The organism is Streptomyces sp. NPDC102462, assembly GCF_044765425.1.
In the GTDB taxonomy this organism is placed as follows: Bacteria; Actinomycetota; Actinomycetes; order Streptomycetales; family Streptomycetaceae; genus Streptomyces.
Genome location: NZ_JBIWKB010000008.1, coordinates 110,565 through 130,723, shown reverse-complemented (window position 1 = coordinate 130,723; position 20,159 = coordinate 110,565). Strand labels below are relative to the sequence as shown.

Genomic DNA, 20,159 nt, shown 5'->3' with positions numbered 1-20,159 from the left:
TTGCAGCGCCCGACGATGCACCACGCTTACGTTCGGTTGTAAAGTCAGAGCGCTGTGAGGCCCGGTTTCGCGATTGCGCGCGCGAGGAGGGAACATCACGTCTTCGATGCAGCCCACCAGTATTCGTTTACGGCAGGCCCGTATGGATCGGGGCTGGAGTCAGCCGCGGTTGGTACGCGAATTGCGTCAGGCTGCCGCCCGTCGTGGCCACCACCTCCCGTCCGACGCCAGTGTGAAACGCCGTATCGCCAGTTGGGAGAACGGACACAGCGTCCCGGACGACTTCTATGGCCCGCTGCTGTGCGAGGTATACGGCCTCAGCGCTGCCGAACTCGGGCTGAACCACGAGGGCGAACCCGAGACAGGGCTGTTGGACGTCACGTATCCGGCAAGTCCAGAGGGCGCGATCGAGACCGTAGGGCAGTTGTGGCGCGCCGACCTCAACCGTTACGAGCCCCTGTTACAGGCCCAGCCGTCCGAACCCGCATGGAACGAAGCCTCGCTCCGCTGGCTGGTGGCGCCCGAGCCAGGCATTCCCCGGCAGCGCCGAGACGGAATGCGCGTCGGTCTCGGGGACGTAGCGGCCATCAAGACGACCGCGGATATGTTCGCCGAACTGGACGACCGCTTCGGCGGCGACCACGCACGGCACGCGGCCGTCCAGTACCTCAGTACCGAAGTGACGCCGATCCTGCGCGGCCAGTACACGGAGCAGGTTGGCCGGGCGCTTTTCTCCACCGTGGCCGAAGCAACGCTCCTTGCCGGTTGGATGTCCTACGACGCCTGCTACCACGGCTTGGCACAGCGGTATTTTCTCCAGGCCCTTCGACTGGCCCAGGACGCCAATGACCGCCGGCTCGCCGGCAGCATTCTGTCGGCCATGAGTCACCAGGCGACGTTTCTCAGGCACTACACCGAGGCGGCCACCCTCGCCCGCGCGGCGCTCATGGGCATCGCTCCCGTGGCCACGCCGACGCTGCGCGCCCAGTTCCACGCCATGGAGGCCCGTGCTCTCGCCCGAACGGGGGACGTAGGAGCCTGCGAAGCCGCCCTGAGCGCGGCCACGAACGCCCTGGAGAGCCGGAACAACGACGACGAACCGGAGTGGATCAGCTACTTCGACGAAGCCGAGCTTGCCGCCGAGGCCGCCCACTGCTTCCGAGACGTCAACAGCGCCCGTCAGGCCGTCGCCCACGCCGAGAACGCCATGAGCGGCAGCCACGTACGGAGCGACTTTTTCGCGACCATGGTTCTGGCCGACGCCCACCTGCGCGCCGGAGACGTCGAGGAGGCATGCCGCGTGGCACTCGACGCGCTTGATTTGGGCGAGCAGCTGAAGTCGGCCCGATGCGTCAGTTATCTCGCCGAGTTCCGGCGGAATCTCGCAGTGGCCGGCGACAGCGCGCACGTGCAGACGTTCACCGAGCAAGTCAGAGAGCACAGGCTGTGGATTGCCTCGGGCGGTCGCTTCGGTGTTTGAGCGCAGGCCGCCGCGCGTTCAGTTCAGAACGGGCCCCACTCGTCACGGCCCTCCCCTCTACGGAGAGACCGCACTCGCCGAGCGAATTCGGCACCAGCCCGCTCGTTCGTCGGGACCTGATGACCGAGCCAGGCGACCATCATCAGCTCACGCAGGTCAGCAAGCGTTTCGTACCCCGGCCAGTTCATCAGGTCGAAGCCGTACCGGTGCACGAACTCGGCGTACTCTGCCTTTGTGTGCCAGCCGAACCGGTCGTAGAAGATGGCCGTCTGGATCAGGTCCCACTCGCGCGGGGCGAGGGCGAAGCCATCCAGATCGATGAGCACGGCGTGCCCGTCCCGATGGCGGAGGATGTTGCCAATACTGGCGTCGCCGTGGATCAGGCCGAAGGGAAGGACGAAGTCCAGCCGGTCGTAGTCCTTGGCGAGACGCGCCGCTCGCTCCTCCAGGAACGTACGGTCCTCCCCCGGGATGCCGTCAAGACCTTCCAGGGACGCCGCCACCTTGGCCAGTGGATCGAAGTACGGCAGCCCCAGGGATTCAGGTTCTTCGAGCCAGTGCAAGCGGCGCAGGAGGTCGGCCAACTCGCCGACCGTCGCGTACTCCTCGTTCTCCTGGACGCTCTCCCAGATGGTGACCACCAGACCGCCGACGACAAGCGGTTGGGCGACCGAAGCCGTCACGCGCGTGGCTGGGAAGTCCTGCGACTCAAGCCAACGGGCAACGCCCACGGCGCGTTCCATCTCTGCGAACACCGACGGGTCACGCGCGATGCGGACGATGACCGGTGACGTCGTCAGGCGGTAGACCGCGTTCGAACCGAGCCGCAGCAACTCGGCGCCGCGGTGGTCAAGTCCGGCCGTCGCGCACGCCTCCCGGAGGACGGGCGCCAGCCCCTCCGCCGTGAACTCCGTGCCGCCGCCGTCAGGTGCCCCGCTGCTGCCCGAGATCATGCTTCGACCATACGGGCCGTACCGACCGCCCGACAGGCCGCCCACGTAATAGGGGCGTAATGATCTTCGCCAGCAGCGACCGCGACCACGCTTCCCCCGCAGGTCAGCGCTCCAAAAGCGCAACGGTCTCTGCTGGCCTCCGGAGCCGTGTGCGCAGGTTCGAATCCTGCTCTCAGGCGTCGCCGCAGGTCAGAAACGTGTTGTCCGCCCGAAACCCGCAGGAGGGGAAGGCTGCCCAGGCTGGCTCGCCAGGCGCGGGCAACTCGATGCCTCTCTGCCGGGTGCACGCGATGCCATGCCCCCTGGAGCTGCCCTGGCCCAGGCAAAAAGCAACGCCTGCTCGTCGTGGCGGGGCCGTTTTCGCGGCTTCGGTGCCTCACAAAGCACCTGTCAGCAGCCGGCCGACGAAGTCCATGTGCTGTGTGTGCCCCGCCCGGAGCCATGTCTCGGCATTGCCGGAGCCTTTCGAGCCGTCACCGTACGCGCAGGCGCGCAGCCAGCGCTCGCCTTCGGCGTGGCCCGGATCACCGAGTCCGCGGAAGCCGTTGTGCTCGACTATCCAGCGGGCCTGGGCGCGTACCCGGGAGACGTGGTCGGGGCCCCTGGTCGGTGCTCGGGCGATGAGGAAGCCGTCCGGTGTGGTGTAGCGCAGCAGGCTCCAGCCCGGGCCCGGTTGCCGGACGGGGGCGATGTTGGCGCTGCAGGCGTGCTCCACGGAGTAGTCGCCGTACACGATCCGCCTCGTCAACTCCGGGCGGGCGGTGCGCACCAGGTGGTGCAGCCGCCGGTCGTGGCGCACGGCGGTACGGGTGGGTTGCATGTCGATGTCGTCCATGACCCGGGGGAAGGCGCCGGCGGCGAGGACGAGCGTGCGCCACGGAACGAGGGCGCCGAGGAGGTCGATCGCGATGAGGGCGGTCTTGACGGCTTCCCCGGCGTCCGTGACCGGTCCGAGGTCCAGAATGAGGTCGAGGCGGGAGGGTGGCAGGCAGAGGCGGTCGATCAGGTCGAGGAGCTGCGGGCGGAGGCTGCCGTGCGGGTCCAGCGGCTCGTGGAGCGTGAGCCGTATACCGAGGCTGCGACCACTGAGGAAAGCGAGGTCGGCGGCGTAGCGCTGATGCCTTGGGGCGCGCTCGGGCCCGGTGACCAGGCGCAGGCGGCTTCCGACGGCCAAGTGCCACAGGCTGTCCGCGGACCCGTGGATCAAACGCTCGACGTGGGCCGCGTCGACCCAACCAGGGTTGTCGCCCATCGTCTCGATGAGGTCGTTCACGCGCGGGGTGAGCCAGTCACTCAGCAGGGTCTCGTCGGTCTCCGGTTCGGACACCGGAGGTGCGTCCCGAAGACGCTCAGGCCCGACACGCGGTACCAAGGTCCACAACGGCTCGATCCGGCGCCTTACCGTCGCGTCCACATGTTCATAGGCCCGCCTGGCGGCTCGGGTGGTCGGCAGTACCGGTACGTAGACCGTTCTGGCCATCACGGCTCCCCCGTCGGTCCCGCAGCATGGGTGTGTCGCGCCTGATCGAAGGGTGCGGGGAGAGCTTTCATGACGAAAGAGGGCCATTCAGGCCACGGCGGTCGTTGGAACCTCGGCGGCGCGCCCGTGCAGTCACTCCAGCGGGGGCTGTCCTCGATCGTCCGGTCCGCATCCCGCTCTGCTCTGCTCTGCCAGACTCGATGGCATGCCGAAGAGCCGTGGCCGCCGCAAGCAGCCTCTGGAAGTCAGGAATGTCCTCGCGGTTGAGGCGTGGTTGGCCGCCGGGATGATGGATCGTGAGCCGGAGCAGACGCTGTGTCTTGAGGTGGTGGGCCGGGTTACACCACCGTCCGGCTCCGGTCCGTCAGCGGCATCGTCGCCCTGTGCGGACGCCGTCGGCACCGTCAGGCGATCGGCCTTCTCAACCTACCGCTGCCCGAACCCGCGCCCGAGGGGTGGGCCCGGGTGGAGGCGTACCGGCACTGGGCATCCTGAGGCGCGTACCCCCGTCTCGCCGCTACTGCCAGGCGCGGACCAGGTCTTCAGGCCCCCAGTGGGCCGCGAGCGGTAGACCGTCGGCGACACCGCTGCGGGACACCGCGACCAGCGGGGTGTCCGGTCCGGCACCGGGCACCGCGAGCACATCCCGAGCCAGTGCGTCGTATTCACGCCGGCCGAACGGCTGGGACTCCAGCCACTTGATGGAGCCGACGAAGTGCACCGCGCTTGCCACGGGTTCACGATCGGTGCCCACCAGGTCGATCTCGGGGTTGTTCTGCCGATTCCACCAGCCGCCGACGGCCTCTGTCTCCGGCCAGCGCTCGTCGGGCAGCAGCCGCAGCAGCGACTCGCGGATGAGCGGCTCGACCGCACGCCCGCGCCAGGTGGTCCAGGACCGCTCGATGCGCTCCAGGGCGAGGTCGCCCCGGCCGCGCTCGATGAGCGGGATCCCCCGCTGCAGGAAGGCCAGCCAGAACCGGAGATACGGATCGGCGATGCGGTAGCGCTTGTTCTTGGTGTCGGCCTTCGCGGACAGTGGCAGGTCGGCCGCCAGAACCCGCTTGGCCTGCAGGGTGTTCAGCAGCGGGGACAGCGTGCCCGATGGCAGGGCACCTGTTCCCCCGGCCTGTGCCGCGATCGTGGAGAAGGTCCGCTCGCCGCTGCCCACCGCCTCCAGCACCGCCCGCGAGTGTGACGCCTCGGGGAACTCCCCCAACAGCGACAGCTCGCCCGCCACCAGCAGCGGAGACAGCGGATTCGCCACGGCCTCGCGCAGGAAGTCCACCCGGCCGGCCCCTGGCCGCCACGACTGAACGATTTCCGGGAAGCCTCCCGTGATCAGCAGCGCGTCCACCGCGTCCGCCGCATCCAACCCGGTCATGGCCTGCACATCGCCCAGGTGCAGCGGCCGTACGGTCATCTTCGCCGCCCGCCCGAAGAACGGGCGGCCGTACGACTGCAGCGCCTCCATCACCGACATGTCACTGCCGACCAGGATGAGCAGGACCGGCTTGGCGGACAGGTGACGGTCCCAGACGGTCTGCAGAGCCCCCTCGAACTCCGCGTCCTGCTCGACCAGCCACGGCACCTCGTCGATCACCGCGATGCTCGGGGCGTCGTCCGGAGCCGCGACGGCCAGTGAGCGCAGCGCCTGATTCCAATCCGCGGCCTGCAGCCCGGCCACCAGTTCCGCCCCCGGTAGGGCGGACTGGGCGAGCGCCCCAGCGAAGTCCGCCCGCTCGGCCATCGCGTTGCGGCCCCGGGTCGCCTGGAAGACCACATATGGAATCCGCGACCGGTCACAGAACTCCTGGACCAGGCGAGACTTCCCGACCCGGCGCCGACCGGTCATGATCACGGCCTGCCCACGGGTAGCACCCGCGCCCTCGATCACCAGGCCCAGCTGTCGAGCCAGCAGATCCAGATCGGCTGCCCTGCCCTTGAATTCCATCGGCCACCCGCTCTCAGCGGCATAAAACGCATGTTCGATGTTACGTAGATTGAATCTTACTTAGATTCTAGCTCGCTTGGGGACGCGGTGTGCTTGCATGTGCAGGCGTATGCAGCGCTGAGCGGCGCTACGACGGGGGCTGTGGACTGTCTGCGGACAGGATCTTGGAGCGTCTGCCCAGGTCAGCCCGTCTGGCTGACGAAGGGCGCCGCAACCGGACTCAGGTCGAATGATCACGCGCCGACGGTGCCTTGGACGCGGTCACAGCCCGGCGTGCCAGTTCTGCTCCAGATCGCCTGTGTCCAATACGCTGCGATGGCGTCCAACCTGGCGTCCTCGATAAGGCGGACGCATGGGAATGCCGCCCTGTGGCGGCTCTTCAGGTTGGCCCGGATGGCGCAGCTGCCGGATGCGGAAGGGTGTGGCATGAGGTCCCCAGGCGTGCATCTGCGGGAGATCACCGACGACAACCGGGATGCTGTTCGTGCCCTCCGCGTCCGACGTGATCAGAAGCAGTTCGTCGCCTCCGTGTCCAAGTCGCTCAAGGAGGCGACCAAGAAACCGGAGACCAATCCCTGGTACCGCGCCGTGTACCGCGGCGACGAGCCAGTCGGGTTCGTCATGCTCTCGTGGAAGCCGCCGGCTGGTCCCTACAAGGGGCGGCACTTCATCTGGCGCCTCCTCGTCGACAAACGGCACCAGGGGCGGGGGGTCGGCCGAGAGACGCTCACGCAGATCGCCGCCCTGGTTCGTGCGGACGGCGCCACCGAGCTACTGACCAGCTACGAGCCCGGCGACGGCGAACCGTGGCCCTTCTATCAGAAGTTCGGGTTCGAGCCCACCGGGGAGATCGACGACGGCGAGATCGTTCTGCGACTCGCCTTCCCCACTCGGTGAGCTGTTACGGAAGCATGGGCCCTTACCCCGCATCCGGCCATTCCTCCGGGGGCTCTGGCGGCTCGGGGTCAGCCTGCAACTGCCGCTCCGCTCGGCGGCACATGCGTAGAGCGCGAATCGGACGAGACACATGTGGCAGCCGACCACTGGCGAAACGGAACTCGACGCGGCAGGTGCTACCAGCAACCAGATGCCGAGGGCGGGCGGCTGGTACGCGACGAAGCCCCCGGCGGCCCGGACGAGTACAGCGCACGGCCCGGCAAGCAGGCCTTCGGACCGTGGCCCGGCGCCACGGTCCGTACCGGCGGTGCAGCGCTCAGGATCAGCGACCCAGGTTCATCGTGCCCAGGGCCTCCAAGAGGCTCGCGGCAGAGGGCGGCCGGGGCCTGGGGTGAGGACACCCTGGTGGTCTTCGCCGTCTCGCATTGTCACGCCCGGTCACTACGCTTCGGGCATGGGACTTTCGATCTCCGTTGGGTTGCTTTATGACCAGGCGCGTAACGACCCGGAAGGGTATGAGTACCACCGTCGTGGCTTCGTCCGGCTTGGTCGGGCGTTGCGTGCTGAGCGGGTGCAGTGGGCGGAACCGGAGGTCGTTGCTCCGCCGAGCCCTCATGTCTTCTCCGGCGGGTTCCCGTATGGGTATCTGACCCGGCTGCGTCGCGTCCTTGTCCTCGCCGGCCGGGGAGAGCCCGTGGTTCCCGTCCCGCAGTCCGACAGCGAGGCATGGCACCGTGACCTTGCGAGGATCGACGACGAGACCTCGTTGCTCGTCTCCCACCTGCTGTGTCACGCGGACAACGCCGGCTATTACGTCCCCGTCGACTTCGCCGATCCGCTCTTCCTCCCACCGGAGTCAGGGGTCGCCGGCGCCGGGATGGTCGGCTCCAGCCAACTGCTCCTGACCGAACTGAACGGCCTCGCGCCTGCGTTGGGTATCCGCCTCGCCGACGCACACTCCTCGCATCCGGAGCCCGTTGCACAGGACGTATCCGTCGGTCTCTCGGACGACGATCCGTTCGGACCGGAGAAGTGGGCCTGGGGCCAGCTCCGCCAGGCTTGCCTGGCGAGCGTCGCCGGTGGTCACGCCGTGGTGTTCCACTGATTCCGGATACTCCGGGCTCACAGGGCGTGGTCGTCCATGCGGCGCATCAGGTTCCGTTTGCGTTTCTGGGCCGTGCGCAGGGCCGTGACGTACGCGGTGAACTCCTCCGGCGTGCCCAGGCGGCGGTGGCAGTCTCGGATGCTCAGCAGGAGGTCGACCAACTGCTCGTAGACCGGGTTTCCGGTCTGGTTGGCCAGCGGTTCGGCCAGGCGCAGGTAGACACCGAGCGCGTCGGCGGGACGGTCGGCGCGCGCCTGGTCGGCGAGGGCGAGCCACTGCCGGTCCTGGGCGCCGGTCCGGGCGGCGGCCCGCCAAGCGGCGTCTACGTCCTTGTCATCGAGCAGCGCGTCGACCAGGACCGGGCCGTCGTACCGGCCCGCCTTCCGCTGCTCCGCATCGGCGCGCAGCAGGGTCAGCGCCCGCTCGCGCTCGGCCGGCCAGCAGTGCGCGGCCTGCGCGGCGGACCGCAGTTGCTGGTACGCCAGCAGGGAGCGGCGGGCGCCGAAGTGGTCGCGGCGCACGGTGAGGGCGTCCGACAGCCGGTCCGCCTGGGCGTAGCGGCCGCAGAGGTAGTCGACCAGTGCGGTGTCGACGGCGGCGAGGTCCCGGGTTTCCCGGATGCCGCGTTCCGCCCAGCGCAGCGCCTCGTCCGGGCGTCGGGCGGTATCCAGCTCACGAGCGATGAGCAGGTGCGTGTGGCCGTTCGGTGCGAGGTCGGCCGCCTGGACGGCGATTACCGTGTCGACATCCCCGCCCGCCTTGGCCAGGCGTTCCATCAGGTACTTCTCGGCCCAGCCGGTACGGTTGCGCCGCCATGCCTCGACCGCCGACTCCCGCAGGACGGCCATTCCCTCTGCGCCGAGTACGTCCTCGTAGTCGAGCGGATCGATGTCGGTCAGGCCGTCGTCCAAGTCGCCGAGCGCATGGCCGACCAGCCAGCGCGCGAGTTCCCCGGGGTCGGGGCGCGCCGCACGGCATGCGTCGAGGTGGGCATCGGCGAGGTCGGCGCCGATCTGCCCGAGCCGGCCGTCGGAGTCGTCCACGCTCTCCGCCGCCTCCGCCAGCAGCCGCATCGCCTCCCGGACCAGGGTGATCGCCTCGGCGGCCCGGCCCGAGCCGGTCAGCGCGCCGATCGCGGACACGGCCTGCTTGGCCTGGTCGGCGTAGGCGCGGGCGTCGGCGTACTCGACGTACCCGTACTGCGTGAAGGGGCCGATGTCGAGCAGGTCGCGGATGCGGGCCCGGACCGTGGCCAGGTCTCCGCGGGCGCTCGCTGCCCGCAGTTCCAGGCGTCGCCGCAACTGCCGGTCCTCGTCCATCTGTTGCCGCAGCAGAGTGAGCAACTCGTCCTTGGACAGGGCGGACAGCCAGCCGTCGAGATCCTGCGTGCGCTTCCGGGCCGCCTTGCGCTGCCGCGGCAGGCTCGCCCGCTGGGCGAGCGCCGTCAGGCCGAGGGCCACAAGGTGCTTGCAGAAGTTGCCTTCCAGGCCGTACGGGCAGTCGCACGTGCCTGCCAGGCCGCCGGGGCCGTCCAGGGTCAGCTCCGCCTCGTACCGCTCCGTGCCGTGAACGGTCGCGGTGATCCGGCCGTCGCCGACCTCGACTCCGGACACCGCGTCCAGGTATCCGAGCCCGCGCTCGAAGGAACGGGCACCGGCCAGCGCCCTGAGGTTGGCCTCGGTGAGACTTTCCACGGTTTCCGCCTGCTCGGGTTGCGTACTTGACTGGACATCAGCCTAGGCGCTCCGCTGGATGTGCCGCGATGGGCCGTCGGTCGTCTGCGGCACCGTCGTGGCTGGTCGCGCAGTTCCCCGCGCCCCTTCGGGGCGCCGTCGAACCGCCGCCGGGTATGGAGGGCGCCCTTCTCGCGTGCCCGTGCTGCGGCTATCGGGCTCTCAAGGCGCGTCCCGACTTCGAGATCCGTGTGGGGGCGGCGGACCTGACGGTCTTGCCGCTCAAGTGGCGCTTCAGCGGTGGTCCCTATGGTCACGTCGGTGCTGCCCTCGGGTGAGTGGTGGCGAACACCTAAGGGGGTGCCATGGAGATCCCGGTACGGCTGCGGCAGGCGCGCGCCGCGCTGCTCCTGGTCTTTCTCGTCCACGGCGCGGTCTTCGCCCTGCTGGTCACCCGCATCCCGGCGGTCCAGGACCGGTACGGGCTCAGCGACGCCGCGCTCCCGTTGTTCCTCGCGGCCGTGCCGGTCCTGGCCGGTGTCGGCAGCGTCACCGTCTCGCGCGTGGTACGCCGGGTTCCCGCCCCCGTGGTGGTACGCGTCCTCCAGCCCCTGATCTGTCTGTGTCTGGTCGGGGTCGGGGCGGGCGAGGCCGTCTGGCAACTCGTGGCCTGTCTGGGCGTGTTCGGGCTGCTGGTGGGTGCCATGGAGGCGAGCCTGAACATGACGGGCGTGGGGATCCAGCGCGGCTACGGTCGCAGCATCATGCTGGGCTTCCACGGTTCCGCCAGCCTCGGCGGCATCGTCGGCGCCCTGCTCGCCTGGGCCGGAGCCCACTGGCACCTCTCGCTGTTCGTCCTCTTCGCCGGTTCGGTCGCCCTGCTGCTGCCGTTCGCGGTGTCGGCCGGACCGCGTCTGACCCGGCAGCCGGGCGGGCCGGGCGCGGTGGCGGGCGGCCGTGCCGCGGCTGAACCGGCCGCGCGGTCCGCTCGGCCACGCGGAGTCCCCTGGAAGCCGCTGCTGCCGCTCTGCCTGATCATGACCGTGGCCGTCGTCGCCGACTCCACCGCCACCAACTGGAGCGCCAAGTTCCTTGAGGACACCCTGCACAGTTCGGAGGCGATGGCGACCGTGCCGTACGCCCTCTACATGGCGGCCACCCTGGTGGGCCGTGGTCTCGGGGACGGCTGGGTGCAGCGGTGGGGAGCGGTGGCCGTGGTACGGGCGGGTGTCCTGCTCTCCGCGGTGGGGTTCGCCGTCATCGCCGCCGCACCGGAACCCGTGACCGGTGCGTTCGGTTTCGCCGTTCTCGGCGCGGGGTTGTCCGTGATCATGCCCCAGCTCTTCGTGGTCGGTGCGCAGCGGCTGCCGGGGACGGTGGACAGCGCCGTGGCCCGCGTCAACCTCTTCAACTACGTGGGCTTCCTGATCGGGCCGCCCCTGGTCGGGGCCGTCGGGGCGGCCGTCTCCTACCGGGCGGCCATGGTGGTGCCGCTGCTGCTCATCCTGGGCGTCCTCCTCGTCGCCGGCACCCTGGCCCAACCGGCCCCGCCCGGCTCCGACGCGCAATCCGGCTCCGACGCGGAATCCGAGTCAAGGGCGGAATCCGACTCCGGCGCGGAATCCCAGTCCAGCGCGCAGTCCGGCTCCGGCGCCGAATCCGCCCCGCCCGTCCCGCGGTCCGACACGACCAGGACGACCACCGGCTGAAGGCGTCCCCATCCCGGCCGCTCGTCAGCCGGGATCGGTGGTGGGTTCAGGTTGTTGTCGTGGGTTTTCTGGTGGGTGTTCGGTGGGGGGTGGGGCCGTCCAAGTGGGCGACCACTGTGGTGTAGAAGCGGTGTACCGCGTCGTCGACGCTGCGGATGAAGCCGGATTCCGCGTTGCCGCGGCTGCTTCCCATTCCCCTGAAGAGGGACAGGCGGAAGCCGGTGATCTGGGTGCCGTTGTCCTTGGGCAGCATGTCCGCGGGTTCGGGGCGGAGCCGTTCGAGCGTTCCGCGTGGGCCGCCCGTCTCTCCTTCGACGAGGGTTTCGATGTGGAGGTCCGCCGGTGCCTCGGCCAGGCGGCGGACGAGCCGCTTCGCCCATGCCAGGGGGTAACCCTGCTCGGGTACGGGGATCTCGGTGAAGGTGCGGAGCTTGCCCGTACGCAGGTCGGCGCTGATCGCCAGGACGCCGGGCATGCCCTCGATGCGCAGCTTCGCTTCGAGCTTCCCTTCGAGACAGAGCTGATCGGCGAGGCGGTCCCGCAGCGCCTTCGGGTCGGTTCCGCGTCCGGCGCGTTGGACGGGCAGTACCTTCTGGCCCAGTTCGCCGCCCAGCCGGAGACAGACCTGGCGAATGAGCCGTTCCCAGCTTTCGACGACCTCCAGTGCGCGGGGGTCTCCCTGGCACAGGGTCTCGTCGTCGATTCCGTTGCGTACCGGAACCCAGGCCGGGCCCATGTTCTGGAATCCGTGGCAGCCGGAGTTCTCGTGCTGCACGTAGTGCAGCAGTTCCTGGAGCAGCCATGCGTGCGCCGCGTTGCCTACGCCCTCGTGCCGGATCAACATCTGGGCCTGATGGGCGACTTCGGCCCATGACAGGTGCCAGAGGGCCACCTTGTGCTTGCGCCGTCCGTCGATCTTCACGTCGACGAGCGGGCCGCCCTCCAACGCGACGTCGTTCGACAAGGTGATCACGGCCTCGTAGCCACGGCGCGCGGCGATGTCCGCGTACGCCTGTACCTGATCGGCCTTGAGGGCATTGCCGTTGGTCTTCGTCTCGACCAGCGCCGTCCACAGCTTGCCGGCCCGCTCGACCCGGATCACCCCGTCGGGGCGCCGCGGGGTGTCACCGTGCGGAAGCGTGACCTCCGTGAAGGTTTCCGTACGACCGGCCGGTGCCCCGAACGCGGCGGTGAGCCTCCTGCCGAACTCCGGTACCTGCGCCATGACCGACAACAGCACCGAGGTCGCTCGCATTTCACGGTCCCGGTCGCTCTTGAGGACCGAGACGGGGAAGAGTCTGGCCTCCTTCCACGACTCGTTCTCCGCCAGCGTCTTCTTGGCCGCCTTGGGCAGGGTGACCTTCTTCTTCGCGGTACGAGGCCGTGCGGTCGGCTTCCTCGGTCCGGACTCGCTCTCGGGGCGGCGCGGAGCGGGGACCGCCGCCTCCAGGGGCCCCGGCGGTGTCGGCCCGTCGGCCGGCGTCGGTGCCGGTGCCGTCGTGCCCACCTGCTCGTCTACGGCGGCGTCGGCCGGTGCCTCTTCTGCCGCCGCGCCGTCCTCGATATCGACCGCCGCGTCGTCCTCGATGTCGACCCCGAAGTCCGTCGCCAGACCGGCGAGGCCGGTGTCGTAGCCCTGGCCGACCGCGCGGAACTTCCACTCCTGCCCGCGCCGGTACAGTTCGCCGAAGATGATCGCGCTCATCGCGTCGGCGCCCTCGATGGAGAAGCGGAGCAGTTCCTCACCGCCACCGTCCGCCAACGACAGCCTGACGCCCTCCAGTTCTGCGAAGCGGGCGCCCTCGTACCGGCTGGCGGCCACGACGATGCGGTCGATCCCGGACGGGACCGCGGTCAGGTCGAAGCTGATCCCGTCCTCGCTGCCGTCGGCCGTCGGTGTCTTGCCCAGAAGCTGCACGCTCCCGTCGGCGGCGACCGGGTTGTTGTAGAAGCAGAAGTCCGCGTCGCTGCGGACCTTGCCGTTCGCGTCCAGCAACAGGACGGATACGTCGGCATCCCCTTCTCCGGTCGGGCTCCGCCAGCCCAGCCCGACGATCACCGAACCGACGTTCTCGCTCAGGGCTGACAGAGATACGTTCGAGCCCTTGACCATCTCCCGCATAAAGCCCCCCCAACACGATGCACACCGGGCGTGAGAGCGCCCCCGCCCCAGTTGCCTGATGTGCAGCACTATGTGACGAGCCGCACACGGGTGACTGTAGTGCCCACGGGGCGCGGCTGTAGGGGATGCGGAGAATTCGTGGAGATCGTGTGGGCCGTGATCCAAGGGACCGTGGGCGCGCGGTGGTTGGCGTCGTCCCAGTGGTCGTGGGTCGTGGGGTTGGCGGTGAGGGGGCGTGGGTGTCGTGCGTGGTGGGCTTCACATGGGTGGGTTTCCTGCGACTTTTCGCTCGCGCCCGTGACGCGGCCTTCGCGCGTCGCGCTGGACTAAGTGACCCCCGTGCGGGGTCGGGCGCCTGCACTCCGGGGGGAGGCTCGCGGGCGCCGGTGTGCAGGGCGGGCTTGTTTCACCCCCCGTTGCGGGTCCGCCCCTGCGCGAAGGGTCGGCTCGGGCGTCCCATACGTGGCAGGGCGCCCGAGCCGATGCCCGTCGGGATCAGCAGGGTCGGCGGGATCAGCGTGTGATGCGGATCGTTGCCGGCGCGGTCGGGAGTGCGTCCGCGGCGACCGTCACCGACGACAGGGTGCCGGTGCCTAACCGGTCGGTCCATACGCCCTTGAGCACGGCGCGGTCCGGCAGGGCACGGTGTGGGTGATGTCCTCGGCGGTGCGGTGGGTCAGGTCGCCGGGGGTCGTGGTGCACCGCTGGCGGCCGGAAGATGTGCAGCGAGAACTGGCCGCCGGCCACGTTGTGGTGACCGCGAAGAGGCGGGAGCCGTCGGGCGTGGAGCCGGTGGCGGCGGCGTCGCGGGCTACGTACTTTCCGTCGCCGCTGAAGGCGGCCGCGCCGGACGGGAGCAGCGGGTAGGCATTCGCCGCGTCGGACAGGTCGTCGGTGTTGCGCAGCCGGGTGCCGTGGGCGGCGTCGGGGGCCGCGGCCTGGCTGTCGTCGGCGGAGAACGCGGCGCCGGGTGCGAGAGCGTCGTCGTGGGTGTCGTACACCGGGCCCGCCTCCGGCTGGAGTACAACGGGCCGAACCCGGCGTGTGTTCAAGTGTGTCCCGCGCAGGGCGCGTTGGTGCTCATCGTGCTCGACGTGGTACCCGTGACACTCATGAAGCAGCTGTGAAGATCCGCTGTCCAAGGGTTACACGCCTGTTGCCGGCCCGATGCTTCGTGCGTCGCATCGCCGTCTCCCCATGCGCCAAGATGAGTTGATCGATGCCCGCGAACCCCGGGCGGTGCCGTGTGCGGGCCGGGGCTTGGCGGCGCGGGAGGGAGGATTGTGACGTACGCAGGGGCGCTCAGGCGCGGAAGACGGGCATCTGCGGTGCTGGTCTGTGCGGCGTTGGCGCTGCTGGCCGGGTGTTCGGGGGAAGCGGGGAACGGGGCCGGTCCCGGTGCCGCCACGCCGTCCGCGACGGGCGACGGCTCGGCGGGCTCCGGCCCGGCCAACGGCGGCACAGCCAATGGCGACACGGCCAATGGCAGCACCACCGACGGCAGCACGGCCAACGGCGGCGCGGCCAACCGCGGCACCGATGCCGGCGCACAGGCCGGCCAGTCGGGCACGGGTGCGGATGCGGCCGGTTCGCGGTTCCGGGCCGATGCCGCGCGGCTGCCCGAGACCCGGTCGCAGGCGCTGCGGCTGCTGCGTACCGTCACCGCAGGGCCGGACAGTTACGGGCCGGGCTACGAGCGCCGCACCCCGTACGAGAGCGATCCGGCCGACTGGCCGGTGCTGGGCCCCGACTGTGTCTGGCGGCAGGCGTCGCTGCCCGCCGACGTACTCGGCAGCCTCACCCGTTATGCCCGGCTCCCGGCCGGCGGGGGCAGGGGCGAGGTGCGCGCCGCCGCGACCGTCACCGTGCACCGCACCGCAGCCCAGGCCGACGGGGAGATGGCCGAGACGCTGGAGGAGGCGCTGCGCTGCCCCGACCAGCAACTGCGGGCCACCGAGCGGATCCGCGGCCTGAACTCGATCGGCTCCGGTTACGGAACGAACGGGAACACCTCCGCCGACGATGTGCTGCTGGAGATGGGCGAGTATCTGAATCCCGGCCTCGGCAAGGAGGCCACGCCCTACTTCTGGGACCAGGTACGGCTCGGGCCGGTGACGATCGCCGTCGTCGTCGAGGGCGGCAAGGGGTACGCGCAGGGCGATCTGCTGACCGCGCAGGCGCGGGCGGTGGCCGCCATGGAGACCAAGGTGCGCAGCGAACTGGGGGCCGGCAAGTGATCGACCGCTCGCTGCGCCCCGGCGACCCGTCCTTCGTCGGCGGGCACCGGCTGCTGGCCCGGCTCGGCGAGGGCGGCATGGGCGTCGTCTATCTCGGCCGGACCGACTCGGGTGCGCTCGCCGCCGTGAAGGTGATCCGGGCCGAGTACGCGCTGGACGACGACTTCCGTACCCGTTTCCGCCGTGAGGCGGACGCCGCCCGGCGCGTGGACTGCCCCTGGGTGGTCAAGGTCACCGGCGCCGACCCGGACGCCGCGCCGCCCTGGCTCGCCACGGTCTTCGAGCCCGGTCCCTCGCTCGCCGAGGCCGTCGGCCGGCACGGCCCGCTGCCCGTGCGGGCGGTGCGGGTGCTGGGCAAGGCGCTGGCCCGCGCGCTGGCCGCGGTGCACGGGGCGGGGCTCGTGCACCGGGACGTGAAGCCGGGCAACATCCTGCTCGCCGCTGACGGCCCCCGGCTGATCGACTTCGGCATCGCCCGCTCCCTCGACGCGACCGCGCTGACCGCGACCGGACTGGTGGTCGGCACGCCCGGGTTCCTCGCCCCCGAGCAGGCGGCGGGGGACGGCGACCGGGTCGGGCCGGCCGGCGATGTGTTCTCGCTGGGCTGTGTGCTGGCGTACGCGGCGACGGGCCGGCCCCCGTTCGGCGGCGGCGCGGTGGACGCCCTGCTCTACCGGACCGTGCACGACGAGCCCGATCTCGACGGCCTGGACGAGGTGGACGAGGAGTTGGCGGCCGTGCTGCGGCGCTGCCTCGCCAAGGATCCGGCGGACCGGCCCGCTCCGGAGGAGTTGGACGCCGCTCTGGTGGAGGACGTGCCGTCGGGGACCGTCGACTGGCTGCCCGCCGCCGTCGTGCGCATGGTCGCCGACCGGTCGGCCGAGATGCTGTCCCTGCCGGAGATCGGGGCCACGATCATCGAGGGGCCGGTGCGGGACCGCGGCCCGTCGCGGCGCGGGTTCCTCGCGGTCGCCGCGGGGGGTGCGGCCGTCCTCGCCATGGGCGGCGGTGCCGCCGCCTGGGCCGCGCTGCACGACGGCTCCGGCAGGCACACGTCGGCCCGGCCCGGCTGGGCCATCGGTGTGCAGGCCGATCTGAGCGGCCCGGGGAAGGCGGCCGGGCGGGCGCAGGAGCAGGGGGCGCGGATCGCGGTGGAGGAGTTCAACGCGCGCCTCGGCCGGCCGTTCACGCTACACCTGACGACCTCCGACGACGGGGGCCGGGCCGAGCGCGCCGCGGCGGCGGCCCAGCGGCTCGTCGACGACCCGGACGTCCTGGCGGTGATCGGGTCCAGCACGGACGCCACCACACAGGCCGCCCTGCCCGTCTACGACGCTGCCCTGCTGCCCGTGCTGGGCATGTCCGCGGGGCAGAACCTCGCGCGGAACGTCCGTTCCTTCGTGCGCGGCCGGCCGCTGCACAACGTGGTCGCCATGAGCCTCGGCTACCAGTTGGAGGCGACGAGCGCGGCGACTCCGGTCGGGGTGCTGCTGGACCGCAGCGGCGGTGACGTCTCCTGGATGACCATCCAGATGGTCAACTTCGTCGTCCGCCAGTACGGCGACGCCACGCACCCGCGGGTGGTGCCGGCCGGCACCGGCGATCTGACCCCCGTGCTGTCGGAGATGCGGGCCGCCGGCATCAAGGCGTTCGTGTACGCGGGCCCGCTCGACGGGGCGATCCGGGCGGCGCGGGGGCTGGCGGACTTCACCGGGCCGAAGTACGCGGCCGAGCCCGCCCTCGACGCCCGGTTCGCCGCCGAGCCGGCCGCGGCCGGGTGGACGGTGGTGGCCAGCGCGATCGGGCCGGGCGCGGCCGGTGTCCGCTCGTTCGCGCAGTCCTTCCGCACGCGGTACGGGCACGCACCGGGCTTCTGGGCCGCCGAGGGCTACGACGCGGCGAAGCTGCTGATCCGGCAGCTCGTCGCGACGAACGGGAGACGGCCGGCGCGCAAGGCGCTGATCGGTCCGTTGCAGAAGGCCACGTACCACGGCATCACCCGGGACTTCGCCTTCGACCAGAGGGGCGCGGGCCAGCCGGTCCTGACCACGCCGGCCAGTTTTGTGCACCAGGTCATCGACGGCGAGTTCCACTATCTGGGCCCGGCGCCGGACAAGGCGCCGCAGCCGAGGACGGCGTGACGGTGCGCCGGCCGGGGGGCGGGCGACGATGCTGCCGCTGACCGCCGCGGACCCGGAGTCGATCGGCGGGTACCGGCTGCTGGCCCGGATCGGGGCGGGCGGCATGGGCGTGGTGTATCTGGCGCGCTCCGGGGGCGGGGCCCTGGCCGCCGTCAAGGTGATCCGTGCCGAGCACGCCGCCGATCCCGGTTTCCGGGCCCGGTTCCGCCGTGAGGCGGCCGCGGCGGCCCGGGTCGACGGCCGGTGGACGACGCCGGTGACGGCCGCCGATCCGGAGGCCCCCGAGCCGTGGATCGCCACCGCGTTCGTGCCCGGTCCCTCGCTCGCCGAGACGGTCGGCGGGCACGGGCCGCTGCCCGCGGACACGGTGCGGGCGCTGGGTGCCCGTCTCGCGGACGCGCTCGCCGCCGTCCACGCGGCCGGGCTCGTCCACCGCGATGTGAAACCGGGGAACGTGCTGCTGGCCCTGGACGGCCCCCGGCTGATCGACTTCGGCATCGCCCGCGCGAGCGGCGCCACCGCGCTGACCGCGACCGACGTGATCGTCGGCACCCCGGGCTATCTCTCGCCCGAGCAGGCCCGGGTCCGCGACGGGGAGGTGGGCGCGCCCAGCGACGTCTTCTCGCTGGCCTGTCTGCTCGTCTACGCGGCGAGCGGGCGGCCGCCGTTCGGCAGCGGCCGAGCGCCGAGTGTGCTGTACCGCACCATCCACGAGGCGCCCGATCTCGGCGGCGTCCCGGACGAGTCGCTGCGCGCGCTGCTCGCCCGCTGCCTCGCCAAGGATCCGGCCGACCGCCCGACCGTGCCCGAACTACGCGCGGAACTCGGGGAGTTCGCCACCGACGACTGGCTGCCGCCGGGTCTGCCCGCGGTCATCGCCGAGCGTTCGGCCGCGGTCCTGAAGCTGCCGGAGCCGGAACGGCCCGCGCCGGATGACGCGGCACCGGCCGATGCGGCGGCCGAGGAGCGGACCGTGTCCGGCCGCCGCCGTTTCCTGGTGCTGGGCTCCGCGGCGGCGGGCGTCGTGGCCGCGGGCGGCGGCGCCGCCTGGCTGCTCGGCGGTCGCCGCGGGGCGGACCCGAACGGCCGCCGGCCTTCGCGCACGATCGCCGTGCAGGCGGATCTGACGGGCCCTGGCAAGGCGCTCGGCACGGCCGTCGAGCGAGGCGTGCGGCTCGCGGTCGAGCAGCACAACGCGCGCGCGGACCGCGGCTTCGACCTGGCCCTCACCGTGCTCGACGACCGCGGGGACCCGGACCGGGCCGAGGCGCTGGCCCGGCGGCTCGTGGCGGGCGGGAAGGCGTGGGCGGTGGTCGGACCGACGTCCGACGCGACCGCGTTCGCGGTGCGGGACACCTACAACAAGGCCCCGCTGCCGATGGTGACCGCGTGGGCGGGCTCCGACGGCCTGTACAGCACGGTGTCGGTGACGGAGCCGGCCGTGTTCCAGGTCAGGCCGTCCGACGGCGCGATCGACGCGCCACTCGTCCGCTATCTCACCAGCGTCAGGCCGGTCACCCGTACCGCGCTGGTCGACGACCGGGCCACCCGCGACTACAGCTGGCTGATCGCCACCTCGCTGACGGCGGCTCCGCCGTCCGGCGGGTCGGTCACCACGTACCCGGTGGCCACGGACACCGACGACTTCGGTGCTGTGGCCGCCCGGGCGGCGAGGGCCGAGGCGGTGGTGTACTGCGGCAGTTCGCCGCGGCGGGCCGCCGCCTGCGCCCGCGCGCTGCGGGCGGCCGGGTTCACCGGCACGGCCGCCGCGACCGAGCCGGTGCTCGACCCGGTGTTCCTGGACGCGGCGGGCGCGGCGGCCGAGGGGTGGGTCTTCTCGGCGACGTTCGTGGACCCGGCGCGGCTGAAGCCGGCCGCCGGGTTCGTGCGTGCGTACCGGCGGCGGTACGGCGTGGGCACGGTGGGGCGGGGCGCGGCTGAGGCGTACGATGCGGCCGGTCTCGTCGCCCGCGCGCTGACCGCGGTGGGGACGGGTCCGGTGGACACGGGCACCCTGGTCCACCGGTTGCGGTCGCTGGCGTACCGGGGTGTCACGAGGACCATCGCCTTCCGGTCGGACACCGGCAGCGTGCAGCTGGACCCGGGTCTTTTCCTGTGGCGGGTGACGGACGGGGCGCCGGTGTTCCTCGGGCAGTACCAGCAGGTGCAGGCGGCACGCGAACGCCGGCCGCGGCGGGAAAGCGCCGCCGGTGTGGCCGGTTCCCGCGCCCCGTAAGGGCGACGATGACGGGGCATGCCGCGGTTCGTCCGCCCTGCCCCCGGCGCCCCACTTGGGAATCTTTGGAAGAGAAAGCGCTTCGATTTTTCCCGATCGTTATCAAGATCGGCGCATCGGACCCCGGACGGGGAACGTATGTTCCTGCTGTTGATCACCGGCCGGTCACGCATGT

At 71.2% G+C, this 20,159-nt stretch carries 13 protein-coding genes; 7 read left to right on the top strand and 6 right to left on the bottom strand.

The window, feature by feature from the left end:
- Positions 1 to 232 precede the first annotated feature (232 nt).
- Positions 233 to 1,480: a hypothetical protein gene (locus ACIRFL_RS09880; RefSeq protein WP_404026161.1), complete on the top strand. Its 1,248-nt coding sequence runs from the start codon at positions 233 to 235 to the stop codon at positions 1,478 to 1,480.
- 23 nt (positions 1,481 to 1,503) lie between these two features.
- Here ACIRFL_RS09880 and ACIRFL_RS09875 read toward each other — a convergent pair whose 3' ends face one another.
- The 3 genes from ACIRFL_RS09875 to ACIRFL_RS09865 all read right to left on the bottom strand — a co-directional run bounded on the left by ACIRFL_RS09875 (position 1,504) and on the right by ACIRFL_RS09865 (position 5,864).
- Positions 1,504 to 2,433 (bottom strand): phosphotransferase family protein, encoded by a 930-nt coding sequence (locus ACIRFL_RS09875; protein ID WP_404025968.1) that lies wholly within the window; start codon positions 2,431 to 2,433, stop codon positions 1,504 to 1,506.
- Between the two features lie 376 nt (positions 2,434 to 2,809).
- Positions 2,810 to 3,913 carry a hypothetical protein gene (locus ACIRFL_RS09870; RefSeq protein ID WP_404025967.1) on the bottom strand — a complete coding sequence of 368 codons (1,104 nt, stop codon included), beginning with the start codon at positions 3,911 to 3,913 and terminating at the stop codon, positions 2,810 to 2,812.
- Between the two features lie 517 nt (positions 3,914 to 4,430).
- On the bottom strand, positions 4,431 to 5,864 hold the full coding sequence (locus tag ACIRFL_RS09865) for an ATP-binding protein (RefSeq protein WP_404025964.1): 1,434 nt from the start codon (positions 5,862 to 5,864) through the stop codon (positions 4,431 to 4,433).
- 426 nt (positions 5,865 to 6,290) lie between these two features.
- On the opposite strand from ACIRFL_RS09865, the gene ACIRFL_RS09860 reads away from it, so the two are divergent.
- Positions 6,291 to 6,761, top strand: coding sequence for a GNAT family N-acetyltransferase (locus ACIRFL_RS09860; RefSeq protein WP_404025963.1), 471 nt, complete (start codon positions 6,291 to 6,293; stop codon positions 6,759 to 6,761).
- Between the two features lie 694 nt (positions 6,762 to 7,455).
- Entirely contained in the window at positions 7,456 to 7,866 is a 411-nt protein-coding gene (locus ACIRFL_RS09855) for a hypothetical protein (RefSeq protein ID WP_404025961.1), read from the top strand.
- A 17-nt stretch (positions 7,867 to 7,883) separates the two neighbouring features.
- Here ACIRFL_RS09855 and ACIRFL_RS09850 read toward each other — a convergent pair whose 3' ends face one another.
- Entirely contained in the window at positions 7,884 to 9,560 is a 1,677-nt protein-coding gene (locus tag ACIRFL_RS09850) for an SWIM zinc finger domain-containing protein (protein ID WP_404025960.1), read from the bottom strand.
- Positions 9,561 to 9,904: 344 nt separating this feature from the next.
- Between ACIRFL_RS09850 and ACIRFL_RS09845 the strand changes: the two genes are divergently transcribed.
- Positions 9,905 to 11,248 carry an MFS transporter gene (locus ACIRFL_RS09845; protein ID WP_404025958.1) on the top strand — a complete coding sequence of 448 codons (1,344 nt, stop codon included), beginning with the start codon at positions 9,905 to 9,907 and terminating at the stop codon, positions 11,246 to 11,248.
- Between the two features lie 46 nt (positions 11,249 to 11,294).
- On the opposite strand, the gene ACIRFL_RS09840 is transcribed toward ACIRFL_RS09845, so the two are convergent.
- Positions 11,295 to 13,370 (bottom strand): TerD family protein, encoded by a 2,076-nt coding sequence (locus ACIRFL_RS09840; protein WP_404025956.1) that lies wholly within the window; start codon positions 13,368 to 13,370, stop codon positions 11,295 to 11,297.
- 593 nt (positions 13,371 to 13,963) lie between these two features.
- Positions 13,964 to 14,371, bottom strand: coding sequence for a hypothetical protein (locus ACIRFL_RS09835; RefSeq protein ID WP_404025955.1), 408 nt, complete (start codon positions 14,369 to 14,371; stop codon positions 13,964 to 13,966).
- A 282-nt stretch (positions 14,372 to 14,653) separates the two neighbouring features.
- Here ACIRFL_RS09835 and ACIRFL_RS09830 point away from each other — a divergent pair, with 282 nt between their 5' ends.
- The 3 genes from ACIRFL_RS09830 to ACIRFL_RS09820 are packed head-to-tail and all read left to right on the top strand — an operon-like array spanning position 14,654 to position 19,984.
- A complete protein-coding gene (locus ACIRFL_RS09830) occupies positions 14,654 to 15,607 on the top strand; it encodes a hypothetical protein (RefSeq protein ID WP_404025954.1) in 954 nt (317 codons plus the stop codon).
- Positions 15,607 to 17,748: an ABC transporter substrate-binding protein gene (locus tag ACIRFL_RS09825; protein ID WP_404026159.1), complete on the top strand. Its 2,142-nt coding sequence runs from the start codon at positions 15,607 to 15,609 to the stop codon at positions 17,746 to 17,748. Before ACIRFL_RS09830 ends, ACIRFL_RS09825 begins: the two co-directional genes overlap by 1 nt.
- Before the next feature lie 28 nt (positions 17,749 to 17,776).
- On the top strand, positions 17,777 to 19,984 hold the full coding sequence (locus tag ACIRFL_RS09820) for a bifunctional serine/threonine-protein kinase/ABC transporter substrate-binding protein (RefSeq protein WP_404025952.1): 2,208 nt from the start codon (positions 17,777 to 17,779) through the stop codon (positions 19,982 to 19,984).
- Positions 19,985 to 20,159 lie beyond the last annotated feature (175 nt).

Excerpts from the sequence above, each read along its gene's own strand:
- ACIRFL_RS09875 (WP_404025968.1), bottom strand. The coding sequence starts at position 2,433 with ATGATCTCGGGCAGCAGCGGGGCACCTGACGGCGGCGGCACGGAGTTC.
- ACIRFL_RS09870 (WP_404025967.1), bottom strand. The coding sequence starts at position 3,913 with ATGGCCAGAACGGTCTACGTACCGGTACTGCCGACCACCCGAGCCGCC.
- ACIRFL_RS09865 (WP_404025964.1), bottom strand. The coding sequence starts at position 5,864 with ATGGAATTCAAGGGCAGGGCAGCCGATCTGGATCTGCTGGCTCGACAG.
- ACIRFL_RS09860 (WP_404025963.1), top strand. The coding sequence starts at position 6,291 with ATGAGGTCCCCAGGCGTGCATCTGCGGGAGATCACCGACGACAACCGG.
- ACIRFL_RS09845 (WP_404025958.1), top strand. The coding sequence starts at position 9,905 with ATGGAGATCCCGGTACGGCTGCGGCAGGCGCGCGCCGCGCTGCTCCTG.
- ACIRFL_RS09840 (WP_404025956.1), bottom strand. The coding sequence starts at position 13,370 with ATGCGGGAGATGGTCAAGGGCTCGAACGTATCTCTGTCAGCCCTGAGC.
- ACIRFL_RS09820 (WP_404025952.1), top strand. The coding sequence starts at position 17,777 with ATGCTGCCGCTGACCGCCGCGGACCCGGAGTCGATCGGCGGGTACCGG.